Source organism: Bradyrhizobium genomosp. I (2014) (assembly GCF_000261685.1).
Lineage (GTDB): Bacteria > Pseudomonadota > Alphaproteobacteria > Rhizobiales > Xanthobacteraceae > Bradyrhizobium.
In genome coordinates this window covers 1-18,341 of record NZ_AJQE01000269.1, presented here as the reverse complement: position 1 = coordinate 18,341, position 18,341 = coordinate 1, and the positions used below count along the sequence as shown (strand labels likewise).

At 64.4% G+C, this 18,341-nt stretch carries 16 protein-coding genes; 7 read left to right on the top strand and 9 right to left on the bottom strand.

Annotation, left to right across the window (positions count from 1 at the left end; genetic code table 11):
- Positions 1-300 precede the first annotated feature (300 nt).
- Together IC50_RS24880 and IC50_RS24875 are read right to left on the bottom strand one after the other, a co-directional pair.
- A complete protein-coding gene (locus IC50_RS24880; protein ID WP_035710964.1) occupies positions 301-1,266 on the bottom strand; it encodes a DnaJ C-terminal domain-containing protein in 966 nt (321 codons plus the stop codon).
- Positions 1,267-1,375: 109 nt separating this feature from the next.
- The gene (locus IC50_RS24875; RefSeq protein WP_035710962.1) at positions 1,376-1,783 is read right to left on the bottom strand and encodes an RT0821/Lpp0805 family surface protein; all 408 of its coding nucleotides are present in this window, start codon (positions 1,781-1,783) and stop codon (positions 1,376-1,378) included.
- 113 nt (positions 1,784-1,896) lie between these two features.
- Between IC50_RS24875 and pdxH the strand changes: the two genes are divergently transcribed.
- Together pdxH and IC50_RS24865 are read left to right on the top strand one after the other, a co-directional pair.
- Entirely contained in the window at positions 1,897-2,538 is a 642-nt protein-coding gene (gene pdxH, locus IC50_RS24870) for a pyridoxamine 5'-phosphate oxidase (protein ID WP_035710959.1), read from the top strand.
- 50 nt (positions 2,539-2,588) lie between these two features.
- On the top strand, positions 2,589-3,341 hold the full coding sequence (locus tag IC50_RS24865; protein ID WP_035710958.1) for an SDR family NAD(P)-dependent oxidoreductase: 753 nt from the start codon (positions 2,589-2,591) through the stop codon (positions 3,339-3,341).
- Positions 3,342-4,538: 1,197 nt separating this feature from the next.
- Here the strand turns inward: IC50_RS24865 and IC50_RS24860 are convergent.
- Positions 4,539-4,757 carry a hypothetical protein gene (locus tag IC50_RS24860; protein WP_035710956.1) on the bottom strand — a complete coding sequence of 73 codons (219 nt, stop codon included), beginning with the start codon at positions 4,755-4,757 and terminating at the stop codon, positions 4,539-4,541.
- A gap of 205 nt (positions 4,758-4,962) precedes the next feature.
- Entirely contained in the window at positions 4,963-5,940 is a 978-nt protein-coding gene (locus tag IC50_RS24855; protein WP_035711086.1) for a magnesium transporter CorA family protein, read from the bottom strand.
- Between the two features lie 339 nt (positions 5,941-6,279).
- On the opposite strand from IC50_RS24855, the gene IC50_RS24850 reads away from it, so the two are divergent.
- Positions 6,280-6,966: a L,D-transpeptidase gene (locus tag IC50_RS24850; protein ID WP_035710954.1), complete on the top strand. Its 687-nt coding sequence runs from the start codon at positions 6,280-6,282 to the stop codon at positions 6,964-6,966.
- Between the two features lie 54 nt (positions 6,967-7,020).
- Here the strand turns inward: IC50_RS24850 and IC50_RS24845 are convergent, their stop codons facing one another.
- Positions 7,021-8,121 (bottom strand): extensin family protein, encoded by a 1,101-nt coding sequence (locus tag IC50_RS24845; RefSeq protein ID WP_035710951.1) that lies wholly within the window; start codon positions 8,119-8,121, stop codon positions 7,021-7,023.
- Between the two features lie 65 nt (positions 8,122-8,186).
- Here IC50_RS24845 and IC50_RS24840 point away from each other — a divergent pair, with 65 nt between their 5' ends.
- Together IC50_RS24840 and IC50_RS24835 are read left to right on the top strand one after the other, a co-directional pair.
- Positions 8,187-9,815: a fatty-acid--CoA ligase gene (locus IC50_RS24840; RefSeq protein ID WP_035710950.1), complete on the top strand. Its 1,629-nt coding sequence runs from the start codon at positions 8,187-8,189 to the stop codon at positions 9,813-9,815.
- 205 nt (positions 9,816-10,020) lie between these two features.
- On the top strand, positions 10,021-10,875 hold the full coding sequence (locus tag IC50_RS24835; protein WP_035710948.1) for a DUF1499 domain-containing protein: 855 nt from the start codon (positions 10,021-10,023) through the stop codon (positions 10,873-10,875).
- 103 nt (positions 10,876-10,978) lie between these two features.
- Here the strand turns inward: IC50_RS24835 and IC50_RS24830 are convergent, their stop codons facing one another.
- The 4 genes from IC50_RS24830 to IC50_RS24815 all read right to left on the bottom strand — a co-directional run bounded on the left by IC50_RS24830 (position 10,979) and on the right by IC50_RS24815 (position 16,448).
- Positions 10,979-11,896 (bottom strand): MBL fold metallo-hydrolase, encoded by a 918-nt coding sequence (locus IC50_RS24830; protein ID WP_035710945.1) that lies wholly within the window; start codon positions 11,894-11,896, stop codon positions 10,979-10,981.
- Between the two features lie 144 nt (positions 11,897-12,040).
- Positions 12,041-13,255, bottom strand: a complete 1,215-nt coding sequence (locus IC50_RS24825; RefSeq protein WP_035710941.1) for an acyl-CoA dehydrogenase — start codon at positions 13,253-13,255, stop codon at positions 12,041-12,043.
- A 218-nt stretch (positions 13,256-13,473) separates the two neighbouring features.
- Positions 13,474-14,550, bottom strand: coding sequence for a 3,4-dihydroxy-2-butanone-4-phosphate synthase (gene ribB / locus IC50_RS24820; protein ID WP_035710937.1), 1,077 nt, complete (start codon positions 14,548-14,550; stop codon positions 13,474-13,476).
- Positions 14,551-14,717: 167 nt separating this feature from the next.
- Positions 14,718-16,448 carry a cation:proton antiporter gene (locus IC50_RS24815; protein ID WP_035710934.1) on the bottom strand — a complete coding sequence of 577 codons (1,731 nt, stop codon included), beginning with the start codon at positions 16,446-16,448 and terminating at the stop codon, positions 14,718-14,720.
- Positions 16,449-16,515: 67 nt separating this feature from the next.
- On the opposite strand from IC50_RS24815, the gene IC50_RS24810 reads away from it, so the two are divergent.
- The gene (locus IC50_RS24810; RefSeq protein WP_035710931.1) at positions 16,516-17,043 is read left to right on the top strand and encodes a DUF3124 domain-containing protein; all 528 of its coding nucleotides are present in this window, start codon (positions 16,516-16,518) and stop codon (positions 17,041-17,043) included.
- A gap of 52 nt (positions 17,044-17,095) precedes the next feature.
- The gene (locus tag IC50_RS24805) at positions 17,096-18,328 is read left to right on the top strand and encodes an aminotransferase-like domain-containing protein (RefSeq protein ID WP_035710928.1); all 1,233 of its coding nucleotides are present in this window, start codon (positions 17,096-17,098) and stop codon (positions 18,326-18,328) included.
- Positions 18,329-18,341 lie beyond the last annotated feature (13 nt).

Below are 18,341 nucleotides of genomic sequence, written 5' to 3'. Positions count from 1 at the left end.
CGGATGATCACGCGAAAATGAGCTGCGTTCGATCCGCCGATCGACGCGGGCGGCCTCGATTGGGGCTTTTGGTACCGCGCTGGTCCCCCTCTCGAGGCCGCACCTCTCTATCGGCTGCCCCGCCGGACAGCCGGGACGTCATAAACGTCAGCGTCGAAGCGCAATGCGCGCTTCAGGCGCGAGCTGAGCATCATCCTTTCGGGATGGGAATGCTCCGACCGTCGAGGGCGGCCTCGGATAGCGCCCTCTTGTTTGCGCACGATCTTTCCGGAAAACCGCTGTGCACTTTTCCGGATCGTGCTAGCCGAGCCCGCTGCGTGGATTGTAGGGGTGCAGGTCCCGCCACTTTTCCATCAATGCTTCAAGCTCGGCGTCGTTCCCGTCCGGTAGCATAATCCTGATGGTGACGAAGAGATCCCCGGTTCCGCCAGCTTTCGGCAAGCCCTTCCCCTTGAGGCGGAAAGTCCGGCCACTGGAGGTGTTTTTCGGGACCGAAAGCTCCACGGCATTGCCGAGGGTCGGCACGCGGACCTTGCCGCCGAGCACCGCCTCATAGAGCGTCACCGGCAGGTCGATCCTGAGGTCGGCACCCTCGACCTTGAAGAACGGGTGCGGCGCGATGTTGATGGTGATCAGGAGATCGCCGGGCGGATGGCCCTGCGCGCTCTCGCCCTGCCCCCGTAGGCGAATCTGCTGGCCTTCGGCGACGCCGGCCGGAATCTTGACGTTGAGCTCCTTGCCGGTTGGCAGCCGGACGCGCTTCTCGCCACCCTTGACCGACTCCTCCAGCGAGACGGACATGGCGACGTTGACGTCGAGATCGAGCCCGATGCCGCCGGTATCGAACTCGAACTGGGCACCGCCGCCGGCCCCGGGCCGCGCGCCGCGCATTCCGCCGCCGAACATGCTGTTGAGGATGTCCTCGAACGCTCCGCCGCCCGGGCCTCCAGCTGCACCGCCGCTCCGGAACGTATAGCTTTCGAACCCACCGGGACCCGCGCGGCCGCGCGGCCCCCCGCCGCCCGGAAAACCCTGGAAGCGCGGCTTGCCTTCGGCATCGATCTCGCCACGGTCGAACTGCTTGCGCTTGTCCTCGTCGCCGAGAATCTCGTTGGCCGAGTTGATCTCGGCGAAGCGCTCGGCCGACTTGGGGTCACCCTTGTTGCTGTCCGGATGGTGCTTCTTGGCCAGCTTGCGATAGGCGCTCTTGATCGCGGCAGCGCTGGCGCTCCGCGGCACCCCCAAGACCTCATAGGGGTCGCGCATTCGTCACGTCTCCTTCAAGAAATCGAATTGTTCAAAGGGCTCCCCGCCCCACCTGCGGATCATGTGGGAAGAGAGTGGCATTTTTGCAACTAGGATCGCGACGTTGAACCTAGCTCCGCCACGGCTTTAGCGTATGAATCTCCCAACGGCCACGGCTGCTTTGACAGCCGGCGCCCTGGAGCCAGCTTTCGGTGCTGCCGTTGACGTAGCTCGCTAGGAAATCGCGGCATTTGCGTCCGTCCTCGGCCGCATAGGACTGGGCGATCGGCGTCACCGAGCCGCGCGCGCCGGTCTCCGGATTCTCCCAGTGCTGGCTGGAATCCTTGTCGCCTTTGCTCAGGACGTCGGAGGCCGCGTTGCGGGTGAAGGCGAGATCGGTCTCGGTCGGGGGAGCATCCTTCGCCGGCCGCGCGATCGAGCCGGTGAGGTCGCTGTCGTCGGCCTTGGCGTAGGCGCTGCTGTCGCTGCGGGAAAAGCTGCACCCCCCGGCGCCAACCCCGATCAGAATCATCGTCATGACAAAGCCGGACGGTCGGATCGCCGATAGGCCAACGCGTCCCCATGCCCTATATAGGGCGGTAGCGGACAACAGCGCGTTTTGGGCCGCGGGACGCAACTCGGACTCCAGACATGACCGACACGACCTCGATGAAACACCAGACACCCTTAACATCCGGTGATTTCACCGCCGCCGACGAGCCTCTTGCGCTGTTCGAAACCTGGCTGAACGAGGCGATCAAGAGCGAGCCGAACGATCCGAACGCCATGGCGCTCGCAACCGTCGGCCCTGACGGGCTGCCCGATGTGCGCATGGTGCTGATGAAGGGCTTCGATACCGAGGGTTTCGTCTTCTACAGCCACATCGCGAGCCAAAAGGGCCGCGAACTCGCTGCAAACCCCAAGGCAGCGTTACTTTTTCACTGGAAATCGCTGCGCCGTCAGGTCCGCATTCGCGGCAGCGTGACGCCGGTGACCGACGCCGAGGCCGACGCCTATTTCGCCACCCGGCCCAAGCAGGCCCAGATCGGCGCCTGGGCGAGCAAGCAGTCGCAAGAGCTGGAGAGTCGCTTCGCCTTCGAGCAGGCCATCGCCAAGGTTGCGGCCAGATACGTCATCGGCGAAGTGCCCCGGCCGCCGGGCTGGAGCGGCTGGCGCATCACACCTTCGCGTATCGAATTCTGGCACGACCGCCCCTTCCGCCTGCACGACCGGATCGAATTTCGCCGTGACGCGGCCAGCCAACCGTGGTCCAAGACGCGGATGTACCCTTGATCCCTGCCTTGAACCTTGTCTCGAGCTTTGGGCCGACCTGAAAGATGTCCATGCCGCATTCGTCCAATGCGCCGCGCCGCACGCTGCTCCTGACCGGAGCAAGCCGCGGCATCGGCCACGCCACCGTGATCCGCTTTTCCTCTGCGGGATGGCGCGTCATCACCTGCTCGCGGCATCCCTTCCCCGAGGACTGCCCGTGGGACGCGGGGCCCGAGGACCACATCCAGGTCGACCTTGGCGACCCCCAGGACACCGCGCGCGCGATCTCCGAGATCCGCAACCGGCTGGAGGGCGGCACGCTGCATGCGCTGGTCAACAACGCCGCGATCTCGCCGAAGGGCCCGGGCGGCTCGCGGCTCGGCTCGGTCGACACCGATCTCGACACCTGGACGCATGTGTTCCACGTCAACTTCTTCGCGCCGATCATGATCGCACGCGGGCTGATCGAGGAATTGAAGGCGGCCAAGGGTTCGGTGGTGAATGTCACCTCGATCGCGGGCTCGCGCGTGCACCCCTTCGCGGGCGCCGCCTATGCCACCTCGAAGGCCGCGCTCGCCGCGCTGACGCGCGAGATGGCCTCCGATTTCGGCCGCGTCGGCGTGCGCGTCAACGCGATCGCACCGGGCGAGATCGACACCTCGATCCTGTCGCCGGGGACCGAGAAGATCGTCGAGCAGCAGATCCCGATGCACCGCCTCGGCACGCCCGACGAAGTGGCAAAGATCATCTACGTGCTGTGCACGGACACCAGTTCTTACGTCAACGGCGCGGAGATCCACATCAACGGCGGCCAGCACGTGTAGGCCGTTCGCGTCAATTGCAGGCAGTGACGGAGCCATGGCGACAACTTCGCTCTCCGCGTTGTCATTGTAGTATCGGCTCCGTCATCCTGAGGTGCGAAGCTTGCGATGCGGACGCATCGCGAGCGAAGCCTCGAAGGATGCGCGGCCGCGATGCAGCCGGGCCGTTCATCCTTCGAGGCTTGCTCCGCGGCGCGATGCGCCGCCGAGCGCGCACCTCAGGATGACGGGGATGGAGTGAGGCACACTCTCTCACATCGTCATTGCGAGGAGCCCTTGCGACGAAGCAATCCAGAATCCCTCCCCGGAAAGATTCTGGATTGCTTCGCTACGCTCGCAATGACGGAGCATGAGGAAACGGCATCGTTCTTCCAACTGCATCTCAACTTGCAGACATGCCTTTGCAGCCTCGCGGCTGATTTCGCCCGAGCTTTGCCTGGTCGCTCCACCCTCTCGATCAAGAGGGCGCAGGGAAGGCCGGGTGCTCAACCAGCACCCGCGGTCCGCCGCGCGAAAAGCACACGCAGGACAAACCGCACAGCAGCATACAGGTGCAGCCAATCACTCGGCCTTCCCTGCGCGATGGTCGGACGGCTTATGCCGTGATCTCCCGGGAGCCGAGTTCCTTCTGGCCTCCCTCGCCCCGCGAATTGGATGATGCAGTCTGCCCGGTCGGGCTCGCTCGCACCTTCGCGAAGGCTTGACCGTAGCAACGACGGCCAGGACCACACGGTTTTGCCGTACGCGCGCCCCGCCATTTCGCCGCAGTTTTCCCGACCCCGTCGACGAAGCCGGAAACTTACAGACGAGACGAACCTGACAGCGCCGCTCATCCGCACGCGGTTTCGGGCTCACGGGGACTACCCGCCCTGCCCGCACCTCTCATGCCGACGCTGCCGCGTCCACCGCAAGCCCGGCTCGCGAACGTGACGACCACATGATCGCCCCTCAAGCATGAGCCGGGATGCGCAACACATACGGCAAATCCGAATTTCGGTAAAGTGGAATATTTTCGCGCGAACGGGTTGACAGCGGCGCGACACAGGCTCTGTTTTGGCTGGATGGGCGGTTCAGCCAATCTTTAGCGCGCCTGCCAATCGGATGTCACAGCCGATTGTCCGGAAAAGACTACGAAGAAGGGAAGCAAGGCGATCCAGACAACGCCGCCGCAAGGCCCGGATCGCCCTTGCCTTCCGTTGCTCAATCGAGACGAATCCGACGTGACTTCTCGCGCGGCCGCGGAGCGGCCGTGCTGTATGCGGTCGAGCAGTCGTCGTCGTTCTCACCGTCGAGCAGCGGAGCACCACAGTGCCGGCACATGCGTGCCGACATCGACGGCGCCTTGCCGCTCGTCATCGCCTGGCGATAGTTCGCCAGATCGATGACGTTGCGGGGCGACGTTATGTGTTTCTCAACCATGGCTGTTCCTCGCGGCTACGCACTGCTTATCGCAGACAAATTTCGCGCAAACGTTCAGCCCACCGCTCAAATTTTACCGGAGGAATTGCGGCGCGGTGCGGACATCACCGCGCCGCCTCAATCCCGATCTATTCTGCGACACGTCCTGCCGTGTCTCTGCGAGCGGCGTAAGGTCTCGGTAGGTATCTTCGCTCGAGCATGGCCCCTACAGCCACTTCTTCCACTTGAAGATCCAGTACGGGACGATGGCGGCGGCCAGCATCATCACCAGCGCCATCGGATAGCCGTGCACCCATTCGAGTTCCGGCATGACCTTGAAGTTCATGCCGTAGACCGAAGCGATCAGTGTCGGCGGCATCAGGACGACGGCCATCACCGAGAACAGCTTGATGATGTTGTTCTGCTCGAGATTGACGACGCCGAGCATGGCATCGAGCACGAAGGTGATCTTGTTGGAGAGATAGGAGGCGTGGTCGGTCAGCGAGGCGACGTCGCGCTGCATGGTCTTGAGCTGCTCGCGCATGTCCTTCGACCATTTCACGCCCTCGACCACCGCCGACAGAAACGTCACGACGCGACCGATCGACACCAGGCTCTCGCGAACCTTCGAGGTCAAGTCGCCCTTGCGGCCGATCGAGATCAGGATCTGGGAATACCTCTTTGCGTGTCCGTGGCGCTCGCTCTCAGGCTCGAAGATGTCGTGGCTGACCTGATCGATCTCGGTGCCGCAACGCTCCAGAATATCGGCGCAGCGGTCGATCACCGCGTCCAGCAGTTCCATCAGCACCATCTCGCCGGTGACGGAAGGCGTACAGGAGCGGGCGAGCTTGGCTTCGACCAGGGCGAACGGCTTCGGCTGGTCGTAGCGTACCGTCACCAAGCGGTGGTCGCCGAGGATGAAGGTCACCGCCGTGGTTCGGGGCATGTCGGTATCGGAGTGGCACATCAGCGTCGCGGTCATGTAGCGCGCGCCGTTCTCGATATAGAGGCGGCTGGAGATCTCGATCTCCTGCATGTCTTCCCGGGTCGGAATGGCGATGCCCGCGAGCCGCTCCACCGCCTTGTCCTCGGCCGCGCTCGGATTGACGAGGTCGATCCAGACGGCGTTTTCCGGCACGGCCGCAAGATCCTCGATGACAGCCTTCTTGAGCGCGGACTCGGAGGGAACAAACACGGAAAACATGAACAGCTCCAAGGGTCCTGCGACAGAATGACAGCCTTTAGCGCGATTCTGACAGGTTCACGATGACAACAACATTAACGGAGCGTTTGCATGTGCGGCGCCCGCCGGGGTTCAACTGTGGCGCGGAATCGACAATCCGGCCCGTGCTGCCAGAAAAACCTCACAAAACCGCAAAATTTGCGGCAGAAAAGCCACAGCTGGGCTCTTGCAGCGCGGGAAAAGGGCTTCAGCGCTGGAATTGTGGCAGATTTCAACGATAATGGGATCAACGGAGTCGAGGAACTTGGGCGCTCGAGCTCAGGCCCTTCCGCACGGTATTGTTTTGATTGGAACCAAACCATGTCGTCGCTGAAAGTTAAGTTTGGGATTTTGGCCGCTGGCCTGATGTTGTCGGGCTGTATGCAGGCCACGCATTTCGAGGCGACCGACACCAAGGCATTCAAGCCGAAGGACAAGGAACTGCTTGCCAAGGTCCGGTACGAGAACACCCCGGTCGCCGAGCCGTTCCGCCGTGCCATCGTCGAATACCACCGCAAGGAATCGCCGGGCTCGATCGTGGTCGATTCCGACAACCACTACCTCTACTACGTCCTGGATGGCGGCAAGGCGATCCGCTACGGCATTACCGTCGGCGAAGAGGCCATGGCCTGGTCGGGCATCGCCAAGGTCGGCAGCATGACCGAGTGGCCGGCCTGGCACCCCACCCCCGGTGAGATTTCGCGCCTGGGCGTGCCGACGTATGTCGCGCCCGGTCCGGACAATCCGATGGGCTCCCGCGCGATGTACCTCTATTCGGGCGGCAAGGACACGCTGTTCCGTATCCACGGCACCAACCAGCCGGAATATATCGGCGCCTCGATCTCGTCGGGCTGCATCCGTCTGACCAACGAGGACGCGATCGACCTCTATAACCGGGTCAAGGTCGGCACCATCGTCGTGGTGCTCGAGCCCAAGCACGGCGACTCCCCGTACAACTCGCGACTGGCGCTCGGCAACAGCCAAACCGGCCAGGCGGGCAGCTACTGATCGCCTCTTGATCCCTGACAGCCAATTGATCCCTGACAGCCAAAGGCGCCGGTCTCACCGGCGCTTTTTTGTTGCCGGCTTGTGCCGCTGGCGTTTGTCGCCATCGGACGCCGGTTTGTCGGCGGGCGGAGGGGATTTCTCCACCGCCTCCTCGCCAGCTCCTTCCTTTGCCTCTCCCTCCGTCGCCTCGGGCCTGGCCGCGACCTCGCGTGGCGGCGCCTCCTCGGGGCGCTCGGCCGGCAGCAGCGGGGCGACCTGCGGCAGAGGATCCCAGACATTCCACTGGCAGATCCGATAGCCGTTGCGGCGCTGCGCCAGGTCGAGATGGATGTGATCCTCATGGTACCAGTCCGACCCCGGACCGAGCACGGTGGAAAAGCGCGCGCAGACGGAGTGCAGCACGCGCTCGCGCAGGTCGCGCGACAGGGTGCGGTCGGTAAGGCCGATCGACTGCCCATTGGCGAGCTTGACGGCGCGGATGTCGATGGCATTGGCCTTGCCGTGCTCGGACAGCATCGCGCCAGCAACGCGGTTGCGGCCGCGGCACTCGAACGAATCGAAATTATCGAGGTCGCTGATGGGCGAGCCGAGGCTGGTGGCAAGCGGCACCATGTCCTTGCGCAGCCAATCGGCGATCGCCGACGCCATGGTGCAGCGAAGGACCGCCGCCGGCTTGACCGTCACCTTGCGCTTGTCCGGCAGCACGACGGCTTCCAGCCGCACCAGATCCTCGCCGCCGCAGGCGCCGGGGCCGCGGATGTCGGGAATTGAGGGCGCGATCGCAATGTCCTCGGTCAATGCGAGGCGGCAGGCTGAGGCCTGTTTCTGAGGCGGCGACGCGGCCTCGGCAGGCTTGTCGGCGCCCGGCTGGTCGGGAGACGGCTGTCCCTCTGCCTCCGGCGGGGCGTCGTTCGATGCTTTCGGGGCCTCTTCGGGGCGGGGTCTCGGTAACGGGATCTTGGTGGAATGAACCGTCGCACGCGGTCGTGGTGCGGTCATGCCAAAGATGTCCAGCGGCCAAGCAAGTTTTCGCGCCTCTGCCCTTTCGGCGGGCACCAGCAACAGCCCGAGCACGGCGGTAACCATTGCCGCGCCAGCGGACATATAGCCGCGACAAGACCATTTGCGGCGAAAGTCCGGCAGGCTAATAGTCATGACAATTCTTTGGCCCAACGCTGAGAGCGACAACGCGCCCAGCGACTTCTCGGAGGAACGTCGGAATGCTTGGTTTGATGCAAGATTGGCCCCTGCTCTGCCACCGGATCATCGAACACGCCGCCAGGATTCATGGCAAGCAGGAGGTGGTCACACGCTCGGTCGAGGGACCGATCCATCGCACCAACTACGCCGAGATCCACAAGCGCGCGCTCAAGGTCTCGCAGATGCTGGAACGCGACGGCATCAAGCTCGGCGACCGTGTCGCAACGATCGCCTGGAACACCTGGCGCCATCTCGAGGTCTGGTACGGCATCATGGGCATTGGTGCCATTTGCCATACCGTCAATCCCCGCCTGTTCCCGGAGCAGATCGCCTGGATCATCAATCATGCGCAGGACCGCATCGTGATGACCGACATCACCTTCGTTCCGATCCTGGAGAAGATCGCCGACAAGCTGCCAAGCGTGGAGCGCTACATCGTGCTCACCGACAAGGCGCACATGCCTGAGACCACGCTGAAGAACGTGGTCGCCTACGAGGACTGGATTGCCGAGGCCGACGGCAAATTCAAATGGAAGGAGTTTGACGAGAACACGGCAGCCGCGATGTGCTACACTTCCGGCACGACCGGCGATCCCAAGGGTGTGCTGTATTCGCATCGCTCCAACGTGCTGCACGCGCTGATGGCCAACAATGTCGACGCGCTCGGCACGAGTGCGTCCGAGACAATGCTGCCGGTGGTTCCGCTGTTCCATGCCAACAGCTGGGGCATCGCCTTTTCCGCGCCCTCGCAGGGCACCAAGCTGGTCATGCCCGGCGCCAAGCTCGACGGCGCCTCGGTCTATGAGCTGCTCTCGACCGAGAAAGTGACGCACACCGCCGGCGTGCCGACCGTGTGGCTGATGCTGCTCCAGCACATGGCCGCCAACAATCTCAAGCTGCCGCACCTGAAGATGGTGATCTGCGGCGGCTCGGCGATGCCGCGCTCGATGATCAAGGCCTTCCTCGACATGGGCTCGAACGTCCGTCACGCCTGGGGCATGACCGAGATGAGCCCGATCGGCAGCGTCGCGGCGCTGAAGCCTCCGTTCCAGAATGCCACCGGAGACGCGCTACTCGACGTGCTCCAGATGCAGGGTTATGCGCCCTTCGCCGTGCAGATGAAGATCACCGACGATGCCGGCAAGGAGCTGCCCTGGGACGGCAAGACGTTCGGCCGCCTCAAGGTCTCCGGCCCCGCCGTCGCCAAGGCCTATTACCGCGTCGACACCAACATCCTCGACGAGGAAGGCTTCTTCGACACCGGCGACGTCTCGACGATCGACGAGGACGGCTACATGCGGATCACCGACCGCTCCAAGGACGTGATCAAGTCCGGCGGCGAGTGGATCTCCTCGATCGACCTCGAAAATCTCGCGGTCGGCCACCCGGCCGTGGCGGAGGCCGCCGTGATCGGCGTGTTCCACCCCAAATGGGACGAGCGGCCGCTTCTGATCGTGCAGCTCAAGCAGGGCCAGCAGGCCACGCGCGAGGACATCCTGAAGTTCATGGACGGCAAGATCGCCAAATGGTGGATGCCCGACGACGTCGCCTTCGTCGAAGGCATTCCGCATACGGCCACCGGCAAGATCCTGAAGACGGCGCTGCGCGACCAATTCAAGGACTATCGCTTCCCGAACGCGGCGGCGTAGGCAGCCACAACTGACACCGTCATTCCGGGGCGCCCGAAGGGCGAACCAGGAATCTCGAGATTCCGGGTCTGGTCCTTCGGACCATCCCGGAATGACGGGGAAGCAACCCGCTCTCCCTTGAATTTGCCCTCGGGCCGTGGTCTCAACGGCGCATCGTCGCGCCAATCGGCCGGCGCCGCCCTCAACATCCGGTAGAACTCACCCGATGGCCCGCAGGTTTTCCGCTCCCTATCAGTCGGAGCCCGTGTCCGGCCTCGCGAGCTGGGCGCGCAATCTGGCCGTGTTCGCAGTGATGGCGGTGGTGGTGTCCATCATCGTCGTCCGCTTCGATTTCCTCGAGCCGAAGCCGGCGCTCGCGACTTTCTTCGGCGGACTCGCGATCGCCGGTCTCTCGATCCTGTTCGGGCTCGCGGGTTTTGCCGCGATCTGGCAGAACGGCTCGCGCGGTATGGCGCGCATCCTGCTCGCCTTCCTGATCGACGGGGCGATCCTCGCCTATCCCGCCTATCTCGGCCTGCAGTATCGCAAGCTGCCGTCGATCTACGACATCACCACCGACCCGATCGATCCGCCGCGCTTCGACGCACTGGCGCGGCTGCGCACCGGCGAGGGCACCAACACCGCGGTCTATGCCGGCCTCTACTCGGCGGAGCAGCAGCGCCATTTCTATCCCGAAATCGAGCCGGTCGAGCTCGAGATTTTCGTCGACCGCGCCTATGCGATCGCGCTCCAGCTCGTGCACAAGCGCAAATGGATCGTCATCGACGAGCGCGCGCCGCAGCCGCCGCGCCGCATCGGCCGCATCGAGGCGGTGGCGCGCACGCCGATCATGGGTTTTCGCGAGGACGTTTCGATAAGGGTCGTGCCGGATGGCGATGATTCCCGGGTCGATATGCGCTCGGCTTCGCGCAATTTCGACAGCGATCTCGGCAGCAACGCCGCGCGCATCAAGAAATTCATCGACGATCTCAACACCGCCGCCGATGCCGACGCGCTCAAGCCGGTGAAAAAGACCCCAGTCGCGCCGCCCAAGGCGCCGGCGAAGACGGTGAAGAAGTGACGCGCTAGCGTCATCCCGGGGCGCTGCAAGGCGGCGAACCCGGGATCTCGAGATGTGGCGCGAGATTCCGGGTTCGCGCTGCCGCGCGCCCCGGAATGACGAGCTAGGCCATTCGATACGTCCCGCCGATCACGGGATCACCATCCGTCGCCACCACCCCGCGCGCGACCAGATCTTCCAGATGAGCGAGCACGGAGTAGCCGGCGGCCGTCGTCAGCCGCGGATCGATACCGATATAGATCGCGCGGACCATGGTCGGGATGTCGGTCTCGCCCTTGGCGAGGCGGTGCAGGATCGAGGCCTCACGCGCCTTGCGGTGACGGATCAGGAAGCGCACGAAGCGCCGGCCCTCGGGGATCTCGGGGCCGTGGCCCGAGAAATAGAGATCCTCCTCGCGTGCCGCGAGCCGGTCCAGCGAGTCCATGTAGTCGATCATCGAGCCGTCGGGCGGCGCCACGATCGAGGTCGACCAGCCCATTACGTGGTCTCCGACGAAGCTGAAGCTTCGCTCGGGCCAGGCGAATGCCAGATGATTGGCGGTGTGGCCGGGCGTCGCCACCGCCTCCAGCCGCCAGCCGTCACCTTCCACGACGTCGCCGTGTGCGAGGTTGACGTCTGGCGCAAAATCGCGATCGGCGCCGGATTCCGGATTGTGCTTCTCGCTCTCGAAACGGGGGCGCGAGGCGCGATGCGGGCCTTCGGCATACACCGGCGCACCCGTCGCCCGCTTGATCCGCGCGGTGTTCGGCGAATGGTCGCGGTGGGTGTGGGTGACGAAGATATGGCTCACCGTCTCGCCGCGCACGGCATCGAGCAGCGCAGCCGCATGCGCCTCGTCGTCCGGACCGGGATCGATGATCGCGACATTGCCCTTGCCGACGATGTAGCTGACCGTGCCGGTGAAGGTGAACGGGCTCGGATTGTTGCAGAGCACGCGCCGCACGCCGGGGCGGACCTCCTCGACGAGGCCGGGCTTCAGCGGAAAGTTGCGGTTGAACGGGACGTCGTCATTGTCGGACATGGCTTGCTCATACCTTGCTGACTTCGTCATGCCCGGCCTTGTGCCGGGCATCCACGTTCTCCTCTCCGACCAGAACGTGGATGGCCGGGACAAGCCCGGCCATGACGCAATTGGAGAGTTCTCGCATCGCCACAGAGCGCAGACTCAGAAAAACGCCTGAATGCCCGTGATCGCGCGGCCCAGGATCAGGGCGTGGACGTCGTGGGTGCCCTCGTAGGTGTTGACCGTCTCGAGGTTATGGACGTGGCGCATCACGTGATACTCGATCGAGATGCCGTTGCCGCCATGCATGTCGCGGGCGGTGCGGGCGATGTCGAGAGCCTTGCCGCAATTGTTGCGCTTCATGATCGAGATCATCTCGGGCGCGAACTTGCCCTCGTCCATCAGGCGGCCGACGCGAAGCGAGCCCTGCAGACCCAGCGCGATCTCGGTCTCCATGTCGGCGAGCTTCTTCTGCACCAGCTGGGTCGCGGCGAGCGGCTTGCCGAACTGCTTGCGGTCGAGCGTGTACTGGCGGGCGCGATGCATGCAGTCCTCGGCGGCCCCTAACGCACCCCAGGAGATGCCGTAACGGGCGCGGTTGAGGCAGCCGAACGGGCCCTTCAGGCCGGAGACGTTGGGCAGCAGCGCGTCTTCCGGCACCACGACGCCGTCCATCACGACTTCGCCGGTGATCGAGGCGCGCAAGGACAGCTTGCCGCCGATCTTCGGTGCGGAGAGGCCCTTCATGCCCTTCTCCAGCACGAAGCCGCGGATCTGGTTGTCATGCGCGGCCGACTTGGCCCAGACCACGAACACGTCGGCGATCGGCGCGTTCGAGATCCACATCTTGCTGCCGGTGAGGCGATAGCCGTCCGAGACCTTCTCCGCGCGGGTCTTCATGCCGGCCGGATCGGAGCCGGCGTCGGGCTCCGTCAGGCCGAAGCAGCCGACCCACTCGCCGCTGGCGAGCTTCGGCAGGTACTTCTTGCGCTGGTTCTCGTCGCCATAGGCGTAGATCGGGTACATCACCAGCGACGACTGCACCGAGTTCATCGAGCGATAGCCGGAATCGACCCGCTCGATCTCGCGCGCGACGAGACCATAGGCGACGTAGCTCGCATTCGCGCAGCCATACTCTTCCGGCAGCGTGATGCCGATCAGGCCGAGCTCGCCCATCTCATTGAAGATCTCGCGGTCGGTCTTCTCTTCGAGATAGGCATTGGAGACGCGCGGCAGCAGCTTGTCCTGGGCGTAGGCGCGGGCGGTGTCGCGCACCATGCGCTCGTCTTCGGTCAGTTGCTCGTCGAGCAGGAACGGATCGTCCCACTGGAAAGAAGCCGCAGCCGGCTTGTCCTTGGCCTGAGGGCGCACGCTCATGAAACGTCCTTTCGCGTCTGGTTCCGTCAATAATTGCCCGACAAATTAAAGCGCCGCGGCAACAAGTGCAATTGCATCCTGGTTTCGTCATTCCGGCTTCGATGCGACGGGACCGCGTAAAGCGCGGCCCGGAGCATCGAACCCGGAATCTCTTCGCGCGACAACAGCTGGATTCCGGGTCTGGCGCCTTCGGCGCCATCCCGGAATGACATTGCGTGTCAACTCTCGAGCTGCTCGTTGGCGACGATCTCGATGCCGAAGCCCGACAGACCCTTGTAGTCGTGCACCGAGGAGGTGAGATGCCGGATCGAGGTGACGCCGAGGTCGCGCAGGATCTGCGCGCCGACGCCAACCTCGCGCCATTGGCGGTTGCGGTCGGCCTCCGTCGACGACTCGTCCGGCAGCGGCGCCACGGGCACACCGGCCGCGCCATCGCGCAGGTAAACCAGCACGCCACGGCCCGATTTCCTGAAATGCTCGAGCACGGCCGCCATGCGCTTGTGGCCGGTGAAGGTGTCCTTGACGATGTTCGGCTTGTGGAAGCGCGTCAGCACGTTCTTGCCGTCGCCGACGCCGTTGTAGACGAAAGCGACATGAGCAATGGAATCGAACGGCGAGCGGTAGGCATAGCCCTGCAGGGGACCGATCGGGCTTTCGGTGACGAAGGTCGAGACCCGCTCGATCAGTTTTTCGCGCGCCTGGCGGTAAGCGATCATATCCGCGATGGTGACGTGCTTGAGCTTGTGCTGGGCGGCGAAGCGGGCGACCTGCTCGCCCTTCATCACGCTGCCGTCGTCGTTCATCAGCTCGCTGATGACGCCGACCGGCGGCAGGCCGGAGAGCTTGCAGAGGTCGACGGCGGCCTCGGTGTGGCCCGAGCGCAGGAGCACGCCGCCGTCCTTGGCGATCAGCGGGAAGATGTGGCCGGGCCGGGCGAAGTCGTTGGCGCCGACATTGGGATTGGCGAGCGCGCGGCAGCACGAGGCGCGCTCCTCGGCGGAGATGCCGGTCCCGCCATCGGGCTTGTAATCGATCGAGACGGTGAACGCAGTGGTGTGCGCGGAATCGTTGTGGGCGACCATCGGATCGAGCCGCAGGCGGCGGGCGTCCTCGGTGGTCACGGGCGCGCAGACGATGCCGGAGGTATGGCGGATGATGAAAGCCATCTTCTCGGCGGTGCAAAGCGAGGCGGCGACAATCAGATCGCCCTCGCCCTCACGGTCCTCGTCGTCGGTGACGACCACGAGCTCACCCTGGGCAAAGGCCTGCAAGACTTCCTGAACGCTATCGGGCATGTCCCAATCTCTATCGGTTATGCCCGGTGGCTTAGCCGGACTTCGGCCGCGGCGCTAGTGCCCTGGACGCAAGCGCATATTCCGGGCTACGCGCCATCGGAGCCAAGCTTGCACCGAAGATACCGGGGATATAGGTGCAGACGGCCGGGCAGGAAGGCCGGCCGCCCTCAGGGCAACACTTCGCGGCGCTCGCCGAGACGCTGATCGAGCTCGGCGCGCTTGTCGGCCAGAAGCCCGGCCTGGGCCGCCTCGATCACCGTGAACAGCTCATGGGCATCACTGACCCGGGTCACGGTGACGTAGCTGGCGCCGGCCTCATAGAGGGCGCCGACGTCGGCCAAGAGGTCGGCCGTGGCGACGATCAGGGCGGTCGGATTGAGCGCGCGGACATGGCGGACCAGCTTCTCGTTGGTGGCGCCCTTCAGCAGCGAATCCGGCACGCTGAGGATGATCATCTCGGATTTGCCAATGCCGGCATGGAGCAGCGTATCGACATTGCTGATGTCGCCATAGATCACGTGCAGGCCGCGTGAAAGCAGGGTCTGGTACACATTGGGGTTGAAATCGACCACGGTGATCTGCTCGAGCAGCACCGGCGTCTGCCGTTCGATCTCGGCTAGAAGCGCGCTCGCCGCACGGAAAAAGCCGAGGATGACGATGCGGCGGGCTTCGCCATGGCCGCCCTCGTGCCCCTCCTCGGCATGACCGTTGCCATGGTCGAGGTCGCGCAGGCCGATCCGCTTCAAGGGGCCGATCGCCCAGCGGGTGATCTCGTCGCTGCGGGTCATCACGAAGGTCGAGAGCACCGCCAGCACCACGAAGGCGAAGGAGGCGGCATTCGCTGTCTCCGCGGCGATATGATGGTCGGCGACACCGGTCTGGATCACAACCAGCGAGAACTCCGAGATCTGCGCGAGGTTGAGGGCCGGCAACAGGCTGGCGCGCAAGCCCTGCTTCATCATGTAGAGCGGGGTGAAGGTAGTAACGAGGCGGCTCACCACCGTGAACGCCGCGATCATCAAGGCAAGGCCAATCACCGAGAGGCCGGGCACGGGGATGGTCATGCCGAGCGCGACGAAGAACAGCGTGATGAAGAAGTCGCGAAGCGTGGTGACCTTGGCGGTGACGTCGAGCGCGTAGGGGAAGGTCGAGAGCGAGACGCCGGCAATCAGCGCGCCCATTTCCCGCGACAGCGAGAGCCGCTCGGCGGTCTCGGCAACAAGGAAGCACCAGGCCAGCGCGCCGAGCAGGATCAACTCGGGCCGCCGGGCAATCTGATGGAACAGGCGCGGCAACACGTAGCGGCTGACGAGAAGCGCGGCCGCGACCAGTACCGCGACGCGGCCGATCGAGAGCAGGATGACGCTGGCTTGCAGGTCGGCAAGGCTCGGCTGCACGGCCAGGAACAGGATCGCGAAGATGTCCTGGAGCACCAGCACGCCGAGGGTGATGCGGCCTGGCAGCGTGTCGAGCTCGCGCTTCTCATAGAGCACCTTGACGATGATGACGGTGCTCGACAGCGCGCAGGCGACGGAGAGATAGATCGCATCGAAATGCCCGCCGCCGAGCGACAGACCGATGCCGACGAAAAACAGGACGCCGAGCAGGCAGCCGCCGAGCAGCTGACCGCCCGCCGCGAACAGGATCACCTTGCCCGCCCGCACGATCTTCTTCAGGTCGATCTCGAGCCCGATCATGAAGAGCATGAAGATCAGGCCGAGTTCGGAGATAACGCGGATCGATTCCTCCGACTTGACCCAACCGGCGCCGAATGGACCTATGCAAAAGCCGGCGATAAGGTAGGCCAGGATCAGCGGTTGCCGGGAGAAATGGGCGAGCAGGCCCAGCATCCACGCAAACAGAATACAGAGAGTGATGTCGCGAATGAGCTCGTGCATGCCAAATTGGTCCGTTTTGCCGCACCCTAGAGGCGGGTTGCGGTGCGGCAAGCGAGCAATTCGTCACATGCGGAGAGGGCTCGTCGCAGCCATGCTGCTGGGTCCCCTCGCCTTTGCCGATTCGCTCACCGCGCAATCCAAGGTCAATATCGAACAAAACTTTGCCGATTCGCTCACCGTGCTGCCGAAGGAGGATCTCGCCGTTTCCGGCGGGTTCTACGTGCCCGCCTATTCCAGCGTCGCGATGAGCCAGGGCAAGCTGCGCGTCGACTTCTCGGTGACCTTGAGCGTGCACAACGCCTCCGAGACCCAGCCGCTGGTCGTCAAACGCATCGCCTATTTCGACACCGCAGGCAAGCAGGTTGAGAGCTATCTGAAGTCGCCGCTCGCGTTGAAGCCGCTCGCCACCGTCTCGATCTTCGTTCCGACCGATGACGTGCGCGGCGGGACGGGGGCCAACTTCCTGGTCGACTGGGCCGCCACGGGCGAGATCGCCGAGCCGGTGGTCGAGGCCCTCATGGTTGGCGGCATCGCCAACGCGCATTACGCTTTCATCAGCCAGGGCCGTCCGACCAGGACGGCCGGCAGGAAGTAAGGCGGCCGGTGTCAAGCTGCCGCTCAACAAGAACAAAACGAGGAACGCTCCCATGACGCCCAGCTTCGATTTCGCGCCCCTGTTTCCCGCAGGGTTGCCGGCCCCTTCTGCGCGCTGGACGGGTCTTGCCAGATACAGCTTCGTCGGCGGCAACAACGATCCCGAGCAACTGCCGCTCGACGGCCTGATCGAGGCGACCAACCTCGTCCTGCAACGCGAGGGCCGTTCGCTTGCCACTTACGGGCTGGCGCATGGTCCCCAGGGCTACCTGCCGTTGCGCGAATTCCTGGTGACGAAACTCAAGCGCGATGCCGGCATCAGCTGCACGGTGGACGATCTGCTGATCGTCTCGGGCTCGCTCCAGGCGCTTGACCTCGTCAACGCCACGCTGCTGGCGCGGGGCGACACCGTGATTTTCGAACAGGAGAGCTACCAGGGCTCGTTGAACCGCCTGGCGCGGCTCGGCGTCAACGTCGTCGGCATTCCCCTCGACAAGGAGGGCATGCGCATGGACGTGCTGGCGACGACGCTGGCCGACCTGAAGAGCCGCGGCATTCGCCCGAAATACATCTACACTATTCCGACCGTGCAGAACCCGACCGGCAGCATCATGCCGGAGACCCGGCGCGCCGAGCTGCTGCGGCTGTCGGCCGAATACGGCGTGCCCATCTTCGAGGACGATTGCTATGCCGACCTCGTCTGGTCGGGGCAGCGGCCGCCGGCCATCTACGCCATGAGCCGGAACGGCGGCGTGATCCACATCGGATCGTTCTCGAAGTCGATCGCGCCGGCGCTGCGCGTCGGCTTCATCGCGGCGCCCTGGGAGGTGATGTCGCGAATGCTGGCGTTGAAGACCGATGCGGGCTCCGGCGCGCTCGAGCAGATGGTGCTCGCCACCTATTGCAAGCCGCATTTTTCGACCCATGTGCCGGCCCTGACGAAGGCGCTGCGCACCAAGCTCGACACGCTGATGGAGGCGCTGAACGAGCAGTTCGGGACCACAGCCGAATTCGAGGAACCCAAGGGGGGCATCTTCCTCTGGGTGAAGCTGCCCGACCAGGTCGATACGCTGAGACTGTATCAGGCCGCGCTCGCCGCCGGCGTCTCGATCAACCCGGGACCGGAATGGTCGACCGACAAGGCCCACACCGTCTCGCGGCTGCGGCTGTGCTTTGCAAGCCCCACGCATCAGCAGATCCGCGAGGGCGTCGCCGTGCTGGCCGAGGTCTGCCGCAAGGAATTCGGGGTGCCGGCCCGCAGCGCCAATGTGGAGAGGCGGGCCTGATATCAGGCCGCCT

What these genes read in the sequence shown, in the direction of transcription:
- IC50_RS24880 (WP_035710964.1), bottom strand. Translation starts at nt 1,266, where the DNA reads ATGCGCGACCCCTATGAGGTCTTGGGGGTGCCGCGGAGCGCCAGCGCT.
- IC50_RS24875 (WP_035710962.1), bottom strand. Translation starts at nt 1,783, where the DNA reads ATGACGATGATTCTGATCGGGGTTGGCGCCGGGGGGTGCAGCTTTTCC.
- pdxH (WP_035710959.1), top strand. Translation starts at nt 1,897, where the DNA reads ATGACCGACACGACCTCGATGAAACACCAGACACCCTTAACATCCGGT.
- IC50_RS24865 (WP_035710958.1), top strand. Translation starts at nt 2,589, where the DNA reads ATGCCGCATTCGTCCAATGCGCCGCGCCGCACGCTGCTCCTGACCGGA.
- IC50_RS24860 (WP_035710956.1), bottom strand. Translation starts at nt 4,757, where the DNA reads ATGGTTGAGAAACACATAACGTCGCCCCGCAACGTCATCGATCTGGCG.
- IC50_RS24855 (WP_035711086.1), bottom strand. Translation starts at nt 5,940, where the DNA reads ATGTTTTCCGTGTTTGTTCCCTCCGAGTCCGCGCTCAAGAAGGCTGTC.
- IC50_RS24850 (WP_035710954.1), top strand. Translation starts at nt 6,280, where the DNA reads ATGTCGTCGCTGAAAGTTAAGTTTGGGATTTTGGCCGCTGGCCTGATG.
- IC50_RS24845 (WP_035710951.1), bottom strand. Translation starts at nt 8,121, where the DNA reads ATGACTATTAGCCTGCCGGACTTTCGCCGCAAATGGTCTTGTCGCGGC.
- IC50_RS24840 (WP_035710950.1), top strand. Translation starts at nt 8,187, where the DNA reads ATGCTTGGTTTGATGCAAGATTGGCCCCTGCTCTGCCACCGGATCATC.
- IC50_RS24835 (WP_035710948.1), top strand. Translation starts at nt 10,021, where the DNA reads ATGGCCCGCAGGTTTTCCGCTCCCTATCAGTCGGAGCCCGTGTCCGGC.
- IC50_RS24830 (WP_035710945.1), bottom strand. Translation starts at nt 11,896, where the DNA reads ATGTCCGACAATGACGACGTCCCGTTCAACCGCAACTTTCCGCTGAAG.
- IC50_RS24825 (WP_035710941.1), bottom strand. Translation starts at nt 13,255, where the DNA reads ATGAGCGTGCGCCCTCAGGCCAAGGACAAGCCGGCTGCGGCTTCTTTC.
- ribB (WP_035710937.1), bottom strand. Translation starts at nt 14,550, where the DNA reads ATGCCCGATAGCGTTCAGGAAGTCTTGCAGGCCTTTGCCCAGGGTGAG.
- IC50_RS24815 (WP_035710934.1), bottom strand. Translation starts at nt 16,448, where the DNA reads ATGCACGAGCTCATTCGCGACATCACTCTCTGTATTCTGTTTGCGTGG.
- IC50_RS24810 (WP_035710931.1), top strand. Translation starts at nt 16,516, where the DNA reads ATGCGGAGAGGGCTCGTCGCAGCCATGCTGCTGGGTCCCCTCGCCTTT.
- IC50_RS24805 (WP_035710928.1), top strand. Translation starts at nt 17,096, where the DNA reads ATGACGCCCAGCTTCGATTTCGCGCCCCTGTTTCCCGCAGGGTTGCCG.